The organism is Thioalkalivibrio sp. ALE12 (assembly GCF_000381105.1).
Taxonomy (GTDB): domain Bacteria; phylum Pseudomonadota; class Gammaproteobacteria; order Ectothiorhodospirales; family Ectothiorhodospiraceae; genus Thioalkalivibrio.
The window spans coordinates 627,657-641,187 of sequence record NZ_KB905905.1; the positions used below are offsets into that span (position 1 = coordinate 627,657).

Below are 13,531 nucleotides of genomic sequence, written 5' to 3' on the forward strand. Positions count from 1 at the left end.
ATGGATATTTGAGCGAGTCCAGGGTTCGAACCTGGAAGGTTCGGCGAAGCGCAGCGGAGCACTGCACGCGCGCCGCGCGTGCAGCCCCGAAGGGGTGAGGCGGCGTAGCCGCCGAATCATCCTGGTCCCCCAGCCATGGCGGTGTGCCCCTCGATGGGGCTCACCGTCATTTGCTTCAGAATGGTCACTCCTTCAGGTGAAGCCCCTTCGCGGGGCCCTTTTCTATGGATATTTGAGCGAGTCCAGGGTTCGAACCTGGAAGGTTCGGCGAAGCGCAGCGGAGCACTGCGCGCGCGCCGCGCGTGCAGCCCCAAAGGGGTGAGGCGGGGCAGCCGCCGAATCATCCTGGTCCCCCGCCATAGCGGTGTGCCCCTCGGTTTGGCATGTCCGCATTTCAGCATTGACGGGCAACCAACCATGCGGTGCTTCTCGCACGGGTCAGGCACGATCGCGCCCGTGAGTGGCAATCATTCCCTCAGGCCCTGCGGCGTCAATCTGCGTCCTGCCGAAGGTGGAGGGCTGTTGGCCCGGCCTCTTCTGGGTTGTGCTCCTCGGGTGGCTTCTCATCGTTGTTCCCGGCTCCGCTACAATCCCCGGGCGGGGATCGGGAATTGCAGGGAATTCTCCGGTCTTTTCTCCGTCCAATAACGCAGAGCCCGTCCACGGGCCGAATGGATACGCATCAAGAAGAGGAGTGGAGCAAAGATGTCGGTACCCGATAACCCCTACGAGCCCGTGACCGTCGATACCACCGCCCACGAAGTGGAGGGCGCGGACACCTGGTACATGATCGGGATCTCCGGCATCCCGGACCCCGACAATGAGGGCCACACATCGAACGCCGGATTCGTCGTGACCGACGAGGGGGTGGTGGTCTACGACGCCCTGGGGACCCCGCCGCTGGGCTTCGAGATGATCCGCCGGATCCGTGAGGTGACCGACCAGCCGATCAAGTACGTGATCGCCGGGCATTACCATGCGGACCACATCTACGGCCTGCAGGCGTTCGCCGACCATACCGACGCGAAGATCATCGGTCAGGCACGGGCACGCGACTACCTCGGCGGGCCAGGCGCGGTGGCGCGACTGGAACAGCGTCGCGGGGTGCTGACGCCATGGGTGGACGAGGACACGCAGATCATCCCGCCGGACGAGTTCTTCGATGACGAGTACACCATCCGTCTGGGCGGCAAGACCTTTCGCTGCGTGCACGCCGGCCCGGCCCATTCACCCGACGACATCATCATGGTGGTGGAGGAGACGGGCGTGGTGTTTGCCGGCGACATCGTCTTTGACGGCCGTATCCCGTTTCTGGGGGACGACGCGCTGGATTCGGAGAACTGGGTCAATCGTCTGGAAGAACTGATGGAGATGGACCTTAAATTCCTGGTCCCGGGGCATGGCGAGGCCACCGATCAGGCAAGCCGAGCGGTGAAGTTTACGCGTGACTACCTGGTGAAGCTGCGCGAGCACATGGGCGCGGCCGTGGAGAACATGGAGACCTTCGACGAGGCCTACGCGGCCATGGACTGGAGCGACTACGAGGATCTCCCGGCCTTCGAGCAGACCAACCGCAGCAATGCCAACGCGGTCTATCTCGAGATGGAAGAAAAACTGTTCTGAACGCGCCGGCGTTCGGCAAGGGAGTCGCTGCATGACGCTGCATATTGACCCGAGCCTGCTGATGGCCATCCTGTCGCTGGTGGCGGGGATTCTGATCCTGATCCGTCCCCGGCTCCTCAATTACATCGTCGCGATCTACCTGATCGTGATCGGGGTGCTGGGGCTCCTGGCCCACTGGTAGGGCACACTGCGGGACCGCCCGGGCCGCGAGCCCGGGTAGTTCCCGGGGGATAGTTTGGTGCCCAAAAGCATGGACCAACAGTGCGACTTCATGCGCAGGGCGCGCGGACCCGTTACTCTTTGGCCTCACTTTGATCGGGGGGCCACGCCTCAATGACCGCCGAACGCGTTCGAGAAATACCCTATAACTACACCTCCTTCTCCGACCGCGAAATCGTCATCCGTTTCCTGGGGTCCGATACCTGGGATCTCCTCAACGAGCTGCGTGGGGAGCGTCGGACGGGCGTGTCCGCGCGCATGCTGTTCGAGGTCCTGGGGGACATGTGGGTGGTCACCCGCAACCCGTATATCCAGGACGACCTGCTGGAGGACAAGAAGCGCCGCAAGGCGCTGATCGACGCCATGCAGCATCGCCTGGACCAGATCACGGCCCGGGCCGATGGCAACGAAAAGGCATTGAAGCTGGCCCAGCGCGCCCAGGCGGCGGTATCCGCCTTTGCCAAGGAATTCACCGACACCGCGGCGCTGCGCGACCAGGTGCGCAAGCGTATGAAGGGCCTCACGCACAAGGACAATATCCAGTTCGGCGGGCTGGCGCGGGTGTCCCACGTGACCGACGCGACCGACTGGCGCGTGGAACTGCCGTTCGTGGTGCTGACCCCTGATTCAGAGGAAGAGATGGGGCCGCTGGTCGCGGCCTGCATCGAGCTGGGCCTGACGGTGATCCCGCGCGGTGGCGGCACTGGCTACACCGGCAGCGCGGTCCCGCTGTCCAAGCGTTCCGCGGTGATCAACACCGAAAAGCTGGAGGGCCTCGGCGAGGTCAAGCGGCGACCGTTGCCGGGCGTGGAGCACGACGTGCCGGTGGTGCGCGTGGAGGCCGGCGTGGTCACCAAGCGCGTCTCCGAACTGGCCGATCGCAATGGCCTGGTGTTCGCGGTCGATCCGACCTCGCAGGATGCCTCGACCATCGGCGGCAACGTGGCGATGAACGCCGGTGGCAAGAAGGCCGTGCTGTGGGGTACCGCGCTGGACAACCTGGCGGCCTGGACGATGGTCACGCCCGAGGCGGAGTGGATGTACATCGAGCGCCTCGATCACAACCTGGGCAAGATCCACGATGCCGAGACGGTGCGCTTCCGCGTGACGCGCTATCAGCCGGATGGCAAGACCCCGAAGGGCGAGCCCGAGATCCTCGAGATGCCGGGGCAGCGCTTCCGCAAGCTGGGCCTGGGCAAGGACGTGACCGACAAGGCCCTGATGGGCGTGCCGGGCATCCAGAAGGAAGGCTGTGACGGCCTGATCACCTCGGCCGAGTTCATCCTGCACCGCATGCCCGACAACATCCGCACCGTGTGTCTCGAGTTCTACGGGACCGACCTGCACCAGGCCGTCCCGGCGATTGTCGAGATCAAGGACGCGGTGGATGCCGAGGACGACGTCCTGCTGGCCGGCCTCGAGCACCTGGACGAGCGCTATGTACGCGCGGTCAAGTACACGCCGAAAGGCGCGCGCGGCGACCTGCCGAAGATGGTGCTGGTCGCCGATATCGTCTCCGACGACGAGGATGCGCTGGGTCGGCTGGCCGCCCAGATGGTGCGCGCGGCCAATGCCCGAAACGGCGAGGGCTTCATTGCGGTCAGCCCCGAGGCGCGCAAGCGCTTCTGGGCGGATCGCGCCCGCACCGCGGCGATCGCCCACCACACCAACGCCTTCAAGATCAACGAGGATGTGGTGATCCCGCTGGAGCGTCTGGCGGAGTACACCGAGGGGATCGAATCCCTGAACGTGCGCGAGTCGCTGAAGAACAAGCTGACCATGGTCGACGAGGTGCTGGAGTGCATGCGCGGCGACCATCCCGAGCTGCGCGAGCTGCTGGACGACACCGGCGGCGAGGGCCAGCAGTGGTTCGAGTCCAAGCGCGAGCGCGCCGTGGAGGTCCTGGAGGCGGTGAAGAAGCGCTGGGAGGCGATCTCGGAGAACTTCTTCACGCTCGCGTCGGAGTGCGACGAGCTGCTCGACGAGTCGGCCCGCGCTGACCGTCGCGACCACGACAAGCTGATGAACCTGCTGCTGCGGCGCAGCCTGCGGATCTCCTACCGCGCCGAGGTCGAGCGCCCGCTGTTCGAGATCTTCGGTGGCCACCAGCTGGAGCCGGTGCGCAAGCGCCTGGCCGGGATCCACGACCGCGTGCTGACCAGCCGGCTGTTCATCGCCCTGCACATGCATGCGGGCGACGGCAATGTGCACACCAACATCCCGGTCAACTCCAACGACTACCAGATGATGCACCAGGCCGAGCGTCTGGTGGACGACGTGATGCGCCTGGCGCGCGAGCTGAACGGGGTGATCTCCGGCGAGCACGGGATCGGCCTGACCAAGATGCAGTACCTGGAACCCGAGCGCATCGAGTCGTTCGCGAAGTACAAGAAGCAGGTCGACCCGAACGGCGTGTTCAACGCCGGCAAGCTGCTCGAGGGCTCCGGGCTGTCCAATGCCTACACCCCTTCGCTGCGTCTGGTGAAGCAGGAGGCGCTGATCCTGGAGCAGAGTGAACTGGGCGATCTCAACGACGAGATCAAGGACTGCCTGCGCTGCGGCAAGTGCAAGCCGGAGTGCAATACGCATGTCCCGCGCGCCAATCTGCTCTACTCGCCGCGGAACAAGATCCTGGCCACCGGGCTGATCGTCGAGGCCTTCCTCTACGAGGAGCAGACCCGCCGCGGGCTGTCGCTCAATCACTTCGAGGAGATGAACGACGTCGCGGATCACTGCACGATCTGCCACAAGTGCCTGAATCCGTGCCCGGTCGACATCGACTTTGGCGACGTGACCATGCACATGCGTTCGATCCTCAACAAGAAGGGCAAGCGCAAGGCGACGCCGGCCACGATGATGTCCATGGCCTTCCTCAACGCGAAGGATCCGGCCACCATCAAGGGCATCCGCAAGGGCGCGATCCAGATGGGCTATGCCGCCCAGCGTCTGGGGCACTTCGCGTTCAAGAAGCTGAACCTGACCGGCGAGGGCAAGACCCCGCGCTCGACCACCGGCAAGGCGCCGGTGCACGAGCAGGTGGTGCACTTCGTGAAGAAGCCGATGCCCGCCGGCCTGCCGAGCCAGACCACGCGGCAGATGCTGGGGCTGGAGGATTCGCGCTACGTGCCGATCCTGCGCGACCCGGTGAAGACCGATCTGGATTCGGATGCGGTGTTCTACTTCCCCGGCTGCGGCTCCGAGCGCCTGTTCAGCCAGGTGGGGCTGGCGACGCTGGCCATGCTCTACGACGTCGGCGCGCAGACCGTGCTGCCCCCGGGCTACCTGTGCTGCGGGTATCCGCAGAACGCCGGCGGCGACTTCGAGAAGGGCCAGCAGATCAGTACCGAGAATCGCGTGCTGTTCCACCGGCTGGCGACCACGCTCAACTACCTCGACATCAAGACCGTCGTGGTGTCCTGCGGGACCTGCATGGATCAGCTGCTGAAGTACGAGTTCGAGCGGATCTTCCCGGGCTGCCGCCTGCTCGACATCCACGAATACCTGATGGAGAAGGGCGTGAAGCTCGAGGGGCTCAAGGGCGTGCAGTACATGTACCACGACCCCTGCCACTCGCCGATGAAGTCGCACAAGCCGACCGACGTCGCCTCCAAACTGATGGGACAGGACGTCCTGAAGTCCAACCGCTGCTGCGGCGAGGCCGGCACGTTCGCGGTGAGTCGCCCGGATATTGCCACCCAGGTGCGCTTCCGCAAGCAGGAAGAGCTGCACAAGGGCATCAAGGAGCTGACCGGCGAGGAGAAGGCAGAGAACGGCAACGTGAAGATGCTGACCTCCTGCCCGGCCTGCCAGCAGGGGCTGTCGCGCTATCGCGAGGACACCGGGCTGGATACCGACTACATCGTGGTCGAGATGGCCAACCGCCTGATGGGCGACGGCTGGCAGAAGAACTTCATCGACCGCGCGCGAGAGGGCGGGATTGAGAAGGTGCTGCTGTAGTTTCCGTTGCACACAAAGGGTGCGGGTTGGCTACAATCGGGCGAGGCGAGCGGCCGGGCCGGGGAATAAAGCCCCGTCTCGCCGCGTCGCCCAACGGGCGTCGAATACGCCCCAACAGGGCCGCGGCAGTGCGTGCGGCATGTTCACCCGTCCATGCAAGGGAGTTCGCATGACCTTTCGCTCTTTGAGTCCCCGCCTTGCCGTCATGGCCCTCTGTGTCGGGCTGGCCGGTGCCCCTGTCGTGGCCAGTGCCCAGGCCTTTGTCGAGTTCCCCGGACGCAGCCTGTACGAGCGCTTTGGTGTGGATGCCGTGGACCTGTTCGATCTGCGCGGTCAGCTGTCGCGTTCCACGGTGATCGACGTCCGCCCGCGCCTGGAATACGACATCCTGCACATCGAGGGGGCGCATCACGTCCCGCTCGGGGCCCCGGATTTCGAGGACCAGGTCCGTGCACTGGAGGAGCAGCACGGTGGCCCGCTGGTGTTCTACTGCAACGGTCGTGAGAGCTATCTGTCGTATCGCGCCGCGGCGCGTGCCAACTCCGCGGGGCTGGGCCCGACCCAGGCGTATGATGCCGGCGTCAAGGACTGGGCGGAACGCTATCCCGGACTGGCACTCCTGCGCGGTGAGCCCATCGAGGACCCCGAGACGCAGTTGATTGCCGACGACGCCTTCGAGGCGCGTCTGCTGGAGGCCGACACCTTTGCCCGTCGCGTCCGCGAGAACGACGATGCCGTGGTGGTGGATGTGCGTGGCAACGAGGAACGCGACGAGATTTCGCTGTTCGCCGGGCGCGAGATCTCCGCGCCGCTGGAGAATATCGACACGCTCAATCGGATCGTCGACCAGGCCCGCCGGGACGGTGCCCCGCTGCTGATCTTCGACCAGAACGGGCAGCAGGTGCGCTGGCTGCAGTATCACCTGGAGGAGCGGGGGGTCGAGGACTACCGCTTCCTCGAGGGCGGCCTGCAGCGCTTCTACGACGAGGTGATGGCGCGCTAGGCGAGGCCCGGAGCGTTTCCTGCATCCGCGTTTTTCGCACTGAAAAAGGGCCGGGATCATGCGATCCCGGCCCTTTTGTTTGACAGCGCGTGCGCTGGCGGCGGGTCAGCGCCGGAAAAGCGCCAGCAGGATCGAGATCACCACGCTGACGATGATCATGGTGGTGATCGGGAAATAGAACCGGCTGTTTTCCCCCTCGATCACGATATCCCCGGGCAAACGGCCCCAGGGGATTTTGCCCAGCCAGGGCCAGAGCAGGCCGATCACCACGATCAGCCCGCCGATGACGATCAGCCACTTGCCCGTGTCGGTCATGACGATCGCCCCGATCGATTACTTGGCGGTCATCTCCTCGACGCCCGTGGACGAACCCACCAGCATCACGTCCGCCGGCCGCCGAGCGAACAGGCCGTTGGTCACGACACCGGCGATGTGGTCCAGTTCGGACTCCAGCTCCACCGGGTTCATGATGCGCAGGTTGTGCACGTCGAGGATCACGTTGCCGTTGTCGGTCTTGAAGCCCTCGCGCAGCTCCGGGTTGCCGCCCAGCTTCGACAGGGCGCGGGCGACATGGCTGCGGGCCATCGGGATCACCTCGACCGGCAGCGGGTAGGCGCCCAGGTAGTCCACGACCTTGGTCTCGTCGACCACGCAGACGAAGGTCTTCGATGCGGCCGCGACGATCTTCTCGCGGGTCAGGGCCCCGCCCCCGCCCTTGGTCAGGTGCAGGTGCCGGGTGGCCTCGTCGGCGCCGTCCACGTAGATCGGCAGCGGGCCGGCGGAGTTCAGGTCCAGCACCTCGATGCCATGTCCGCGCAGGCGCTCGGCGCTGGCCTCGCTGGAGGCGACGGCCCCGTCGATCTTGCCCTTGATGCCCGCCAGGGCGTCGATGAAGTAGTTCGCGGTAGACCCGGTACCCACACCCACGATCCAGCCGTTCTCGATCCGTTCCAGCGCCGCCTCGGCCACGGCCTTCTTCATTTCGTCCTGATTCATCAACATCTCTCGCATGTACGATCCATAACCCATTGAGGATACCGACTGCTCCGGCCCCGGGACAAGCGGAACCGTGAACCGCTCGCATGCTATGGTTTCGCCATGCAAATCCCCTACCTCGAGAAGATCCTGACGGCGCGCGTCTACGACGTGGCCCGCGAGACACCCCTGGACTCGATGCCGACCCTGTCGCAGCGCCTGGGCTCGACGCTCTGGCTCAAGCGCGAGGACCTGCAGCCGGTGTTCTCGTTCAAGCTGCGCGGTGCCTACAACAAGATCGCCCAGTTGACCCCGGAACAGCGCGCAAAGGGCGTGGTGGCGGCCTCCGCGGGCAATCATGCCCAGGGGGTCGCGTTGGGGGCGAACCACCTCGGCATCAAGGCCGTGATCGTGATGCCGGTGACCACGCCCTCGATCAAGATCGCCGCGGTGCGTCGTTTCGGCGGCAAGGCCGTACTCCACGGGGATTCCTTCGACGAGGCCGCCGCCCACGCCCGCGAGCTGGAAGCCAAGCACGGCTACACGTTCATCCATCCGTTCGACGACCCCGACGTGATTGCCGGGCAGGGCACGGTGGCCATGGAGCTGCTGCGTCAGCATCCGGGCGAACTCGATGCCGTGTTCGTCTGTATCGGAGGCGGTGGGCTCGCCGCTGGCATGGCGGCCTATATCAAGCGCCTGCGCCCGGAGATCAAGGTCATTGGCGTGGAGCCGGACGACGCGCCCTCGATGTACAAGGCGCTGCAGCAGAACCGCCGGGTCAACCTCAAACAGGTCGGTATCTTTGCCGACGGCGCGGCGGTGCGCCAGGTCGGCAAGGAGACCTTCCGCCTGTGCCGCGATCTGGTCGACGAGGTCCTGCTGGTAGATACCGACTCCATCTGTGCGGCGATCAAGGATGTCTTCGACGATACCCGCGTGGTCGCCGAGCCGGCCGGTGCCCTGGCGGTGGCCGGGATGAAACAGTACCTCCAGCGCGAGGGCGTGCAGGGCGGGAACTTCGCCGCGGTCTTAAGTGGTGCCAACATCAATTTCGACCGGCTGCGCCATGTGGCCGAACGCGCCGAGATCGGCGAGCATCGCGAGGCCCTGTTCGCGGTCACCATCCCGGAGCGCCCGGGGAGTTTCCGCCAGTTTTGCCAGGCTATCGGCAAGCGCGGGATCACCGAGTTCAACTACCGCTATGCTGACGACGAGCACGCGCAGGTGTTCGCCGGGATCAAGCTGGAGGGCGGTGATCGCGAGCGCCGGGAGATCCTGGAGGCCCTGGAGGGGGCGGGGTACGAGGTGCTCGATATGACCGAGAACGAGGTCGCCAAGCTGCACCTGCGGCATATGGTCGGCGGCCATGGGGGCGAGGTCCGCAATGAGCGGATCTATCGCTTCGAGTTTCCGGAGCGACCCGGGGCGTTGCTGAATTTCCTGACGCATATGGGGCAGACCTGGAATATCAGTCTGTTCCATTACCGCAATCACGGGGCGGCCTACGGGCGTGTGCTGGTCGGTATGCAGATCCCGTCCGAGGATCGGGCCCGGTTCCGCGAGTTCCTGAAGGAGGTCGGGTATCCGTGGCACGAGGAGACCAGTAACCCGGCCTACTCCCTCTTCCTTCGCTGACTGCATCTCACCAGGCGCTTGTTCGTCAGCGCAGCCAGGTCCTTCGTCTGGCCGCCTGCCTTGCTGTGGCTGGTCCTGGTTCGTCCTCCGGTGTTTACGGTGCCTTCGGTCCGCAACCTGCCGATTTTTGGCTAGGCCTGGTTCAGCATCCGGTGTTTACGCGCCTTCGGTCCACGTACTGCCGTGCGCTGACTCGCCAGCGCGCCGCGAGGTACTTCTTTGCTCGTGCAAAGAAGTACCCAAGAAACACGCCCGACTGCCGCGACCCCGGCCCGCTGCGCGGGCCGGGGTTTCCCTCGCTCCGAGGCTTTTCGCGGGCGGCGCTGAACTCGCTGCGCCTGCGGCTCCGCTCAGACATCCAGCGCCTCTAATCCCGCGAAAACCCTCTCCGCTCGGCGCGACGACAACGGGGGTTCAAGGTCAAGACAACAGCCGTCCCGACGGTCGTGCCAGTGAAGGATGGCAAGGTCTTCGCACATCTTGGGCACGCTCGGCCTTCGGCCGTTGCTTGCCGCGCCCGCGCAGCGGGCGCCAGGGGCTTTCGGACGGCGTTGCCTATGGTTAGGCATAAAGGTGGGGATTTGTTCGGATTTGACCTTCGCTTCCCGTATAGAGCCCCTTGCGGAAGGGTTCTCGGGCCGGCCCGTTTTCTATAAATTCGGGGCGCTGGGTGTCTGAGCGAAGCGCAGCATAGCGAGTTCAGCGCCGCCGGCCCGAGGACCCTGGAGCAAGGTTCCCGGGCGAAATCCGGGTGCCCTTCTTTGGGTGCTTTCTTGGGCAAGCAAGAAAGCCAGTTGTTGATCAAAAACGGGCGGGGCGCGCTGGCGAGTCAGCGCACGGCAGTATGTGGACCGAAGGCACGTAAACACCGGAGGACGAACCAGGACCAGCCACAGAAAGGCATGCGGCTGAACAAAGTCTCCGGATACACCCGATGCCGAAACAGGGTCTTGATGGGGCCGGGCAACCGAGGCGCTCGGCCAGCGGCGGACAAGCCGCGTCACCCGTCCACTTTGGATGGCGCACCGAACGCGTCGCGCAGCCAGCCTCGCAGGGCATCAAACCCTTCTTCGGCAGACTCGGACGGCGGCTGCATCCCCGACACAAAGCCGCGCGCGCGGAACGGCTCCAGCAACTCTGGATCGCCCGAGATCACATGCACCGGCACCGCCCAACTGGCGTCCTGCCCGGTGATCAACGCCGCCGGCTGATGATCCCCCAGCAGGAAAAACAGCGTGTCCTCGTCCGCATAGCGTGCCGCATAGTCCCCGGTCACCTCCAGCGAATAGCGCACCGACTCTGCGTAGAAATCGCGCACCCGGCCGAAGTCGCGCCAGAGCACCTCCGGCTCCGGCCCCCTCCCCGCCCACTCGTGGAACCGTTCACCATCCCCGATGCCCTCCCAGTCCTCCAGGACCGGCAGGATGGGGGTCCACGGCGCATGCGAACTGACCAGCGCGAGCATCGCGAACACCGGTGCATCGGAAGGCGACCGAACCTGCTGTTCGAAGAACGACCAGGTGTACTGGTCCGGCATGGTCACCCAGAAGAACGGCGGGCCGGCGTAGTCAAAGCCATGCTTGTCCACGATCCGATCCCAGCCGAACCAGCGTCCCTCGGGCCAGTCGAGCTGGATGGCCGGGGACAGCATCGCCGTGTGGTGGCCGGTCGCCTGGAAGTCCTGCACCAGGGTGTCGCGCGGCGTGTCCTGCAGCGCGTCGTAGTGTCCGGCGTAGCGCACCGGCAGGCCGGATAGCAGGGAGGCATGAGCCAGCCAGGACTGCCCGCCCGCGATCGGCGCCTCCAGTACGCCGCTCACCACGTGCAGGTCCGCGGCCTCCAGGTCCTCTTCCAGCCGGTCGAGCGCGGGCACGATGACCGGCGCGTAGCGCGCGTCGAACACGGCGGAGACGCCATAGGACTCCACCAGCCCGAGGATCACGTCGACCCCCGCGAGTCCCGGAAGAGCTACCGCAACGGCCTCTTCGCGGGTCGCCTCCAGACGGGCACGAAAGCGCTGGTTCTCGGCAAGGGCCGACCGCCCCGCCGCGACCTGCTGCTGGATCATCGCCATACCCGGCGCAGCCGTTCCCGGGGGTGCTGCTCCGCGCTCGGCGGCCAGCACGCCCCCCAGACCGACGCCAAACGCCCCGATGGCGATGGCCAGCGGAACACGACGACCGCCCCCCGCAGGCGCCGCGAGGGCACCGAGCCCCCGCCCGGCTCCCCAGATGACCGCCACCAGCAGGGTCACCAGGAAAACCCCCAGCAGCCCGGTCGCCAGCGCGCCCAAGTTGCCGGTCACCAGGCGGTAGACGGCGTCCAGCAGCACCCAGTCCTGCACCACGTTCAACGGTCGGGACAGGCTCGCGCGGGTCAGGGCATCGAACAACGCCAGCACCACCAGGATCAGGAGCACCGAAGCAACGAGCCAGGCCAGCCCCCGCGCAAGCCGGCCCGCCGGCAACAGTGCGAACAGGCCGACCAGCACGAAGGCCTCCCAGGCCAGCCCGTACGGCGCGAGCCCCGCATGACGCGGAATCTCCAGCCCCAGAAGGACCGCGTTCAGCGCCACCAGCGTCAGCAGCCACCGCGTCATCGGTATGCCGGGATCAGGATCGGCCTCGCCCGAAGGTCATGCGCTGCATCACCCCGTCGCGGCGAATGCGCCAGTGGTAGAGCGCGGCAACCACATGTCCCGCCACCAGGATCAGGGTCACCCGACCCAGGGCCTGATGCCAGGCGAACAGCGTCTCCGACAACGCCTCGTTCTCCGGGAACAGGCCCGGCAGGATCAGCGGTCCCAGTTGCACCGGGTAGCCACCGGCCGCGGTCGCCCACCAGCCGATCACCGGCATCAGGATCAGCAGGACGTACAACAGCCCGTGCACGGCCTCGGAACCCATCCGCTGCCAGCGAGCCAGCGCGACCGCATACCCCGGCTTGCCGCGCCGCAGGCGCAGTCCGATCCGCACCAGCATCAAGACCAGAATCAGCACCCCGAAACTCTTGTGCCAGGTATAGAGCGTGTTGGTCGCCGCCTCGCCAAAGCGCGCCTGCAGACCCTCGAAGCCGAACCAGCCAATGGTCCCGCCCAGCCCCAGCGCCCCCAGCACCAGCACAGCCACCAGCCAGTGCAACACCCGCTGCGCGAGGCTGTAGCGCGGCCAGACGGCCGCATCCCCTTGCTGTCGCATCCCGAACCACCTCCTCGAGTCGGCTTTGCTGTCCGAAGGAAACACCCTATCAGTCCGCCACGCCCGAAGTATCCCCAACGACATCGGCCATATAACCGCTGCGTGCGGTGCCCGCGCTACCCTTGCGTGGATGAACCGTTCCCCCATCAGCGGACCGTCCCGGTCACATCCACTCGACCCGACCCGCATCCGCTGCCTGACGTTCGACCTCGACGACACCCTGTGGCCGGTGATGCCGGTCATCCACCACGCCGAGGCGCGCTTCTACGCCTGGCTGCGGGAACAGGCCCCCGCGGTCTGCGAACGCTTTGATCCAGACGCCCTGATCCAGTCCCGCACGGCCTTCATGCGCGCGGCCCCCGACCACGAGCGCCACGACCTGACCCGCCTGCGCAAGCGCTGGCTGCGCGAACTGGCCGAGACCTGTGGCTGCTGCCCGGAGCGTCTGTCGGGTGAAGGCTTCCAGGTGTTCTGGGAGGCGCGCAACGAGGTCACGCCCTACCCCGAGGCCGCGGGCGTGCTGACTACCCTGGCCCGCCACTTCCGTCTGGGCGCAATCAGCAACGGCAATGCCGACGTATTCCGCACCCCCCTCGGGCGGCACTTCGACTTCGCCATCGCCGCAGGCGAAGCGGGTGCGGCCAAGCCCGACCCGCGCATCTTCCACCAGGCCCGCGAGCAGGCCGGAGTCGAACCCGACGCCATCCTGCACGTTGGCGACGACAGCACCGCGGATGTCCTCGGTGCCCTGCAGGCCGGCTTTCGCGCCGCCTGGTTCAACCCGGCGTCCCTGCCCTGGGAGCACGGCCAGCCGCGCCCCTGCCTGACCCTCGGGCGTCTCGGCCAGCTGCCCCGCCAACTCGGCATCCCCACCTGACCCTGCACCGCCTTCCGTAGGAGGCCAGCCCCCTGGCCGATA

Annotated in this window: 11 protein-coding genes; 7 read left to right on the top strand and 4 right to left on the bottom strand. The window is 66.1% G+C overall.

Annotated elements, in window-relative coordinates; all coding sequences use genetic code 11:
* Positions 1-705: 705 nt before the first annotated feature.
* From F614_RS0102900 to F614_RS0102915, 4 genes are all read left to right on the top strand, one after another.
* Positions 706-1,623: an MBL fold metallo-hydrolase gene (locus F614_RS0102900; RefSeq protein ID WP_018882738.1), complete on the top strand. Its 918-nt coding sequence runs from the start codon at positions 706-708 to the stop codon at positions 1,621-1,623.
* A 31-nt stretch (positions 1,624-1,654) separates the two neighbouring features.
* Positions 1,655-1,804, top strand: coding sequence for a DUF3096 domain-containing protein (locus F614_RS14235; RefSeq protein ID WP_018867185.1), 150 nt, complete (start codon positions 1,655-1,657; stop codon positions 1,802-1,804).
* Between the two features lie 152 nt (positions 1,805-1,956).
* The gene (locus tag F614_RS0102910) at positions 1,957-5,799 is read left to right on the top strand and encodes a DUF3683 domain-containing protein (RefSeq protein WP_019558220.1); all 3,843 of its coding nucleotides are present in this window, start codon (positions 1,957-1,959) and stop codon (positions 5,797-5,799) included.
* Positions 5,800-5,968: 169 nt separating this feature from the next.
* Positions 5,969-6,802 (top strand): rhodanese-like domain-containing protein, encoded by an 834-nt coding sequence (locus F614_RS0102915; protein ID WP_026279275.1) that lies wholly within the window; start codon positions 5,969-5,971, stop codon positions 6,800-6,802.
* A 105-nt stretch (positions 6,803-6,907) separates the two neighbouring features.
* Here F614_RS0102915 and F614_RS0102920 read toward each other — a convergent pair whose 3' ends face one another.
* Both F614_RS0102920 and rpiA read right to left on the bottom strand, forming a co-directional pair.
* Entirely contained in the window at positions 6,908-7,117 is a 210-nt protein-coding gene (locus tag F614_RS0102920; RefSeq protein ID WP_018867188.1) for a DUF2905 domain-containing protein, read from the bottom strand.
* Between the two features lie 18 nt (positions 7,118-7,135).
* The gene (gene rpiA, locus F614_RS0102925) at positions 7,136-7,798 is read right to left on the bottom strand and encodes a ribose-5-phosphate isomerase RpiA (RefSeq protein WP_026329789.1); all 663 of its coding nucleotides are present in this window, start codon (positions 7,796-7,798) and stop codon (positions 7,136-7,138) included.
* Positions 7,799-7,900: 102 nt separating this feature from the next.
* Here rpiA and ilvA point away from each other — a divergent pair, with 102 nt between their 5' ends.
* Both ilvA and F614_RS14950 read left to right on the top strand, forming a co-directional pair.
* Positions 7,901-9,415, top strand: a complete 1,515-nt coding sequence (gene ilvA / locus F614_RS0102930; RefSeq protein ID WP_018875837.1) for a threonine ammonia-lyase, biosynthetic — start codon at positions 7,901-7,903, stop codon at positions 9,413-9,415.
* A 459-nt stretch (positions 9,416-9,874) separates the two neighbouring features.
* A complete protein-coding gene (locus F614_RS14950) occupies positions 9,875-10,093 on the top strand; it encodes a hypothetical protein (protein ID WP_081619670.1) in 219 nt (72 codons plus the stop codon).
* Positions 10,094-10,415: 322 nt separating this feature from the next.
* On the opposite strand, the gene F614_RS0102935 is transcribed toward F614_RS14950, so the two are convergent.
* Together F614_RS0102935 and F614_RS0102940 are read right to left on the bottom strand one after the other, a co-directional pair.
* Positions 10,416-12,014, bottom strand: coding sequence for a hypothetical protein (locus F614_RS0102935; protein WP_019558222.1), 1,599 nt, complete (start codon positions 12,012-12,014; stop codon positions 10,416-10,418).
* A gap of 13 nt (positions 12,015-12,027) precedes the next feature.
* Positions 12,028-12,612, bottom strand: coding sequence for a cytochrome b (locus tag F614_RS0102940; protein WP_018875781.1), 585 nt, complete (start codon positions 12,610-12,612; stop codon positions 12,028-12,030).
* 130 nt (positions 12,613-12,742) lie between these two features.
* On the opposite strand from F614_RS0102940, the gene F614_RS0102945 reads away from it, so the two are divergent.
* The gene (locus tag F614_RS0102945) at positions 12,743-13,489 is read left to right on the top strand and encodes an HAD family hydrolase (protein ID WP_018866914.1); all 747 of its coding nucleotides are present in this window, start codon (positions 12,743-12,745) and stop codon (positions 13,487-13,489) included.
* The last annotated feature ends 42 nt before the right edge of the window (positions 13,490-13,531 follow it).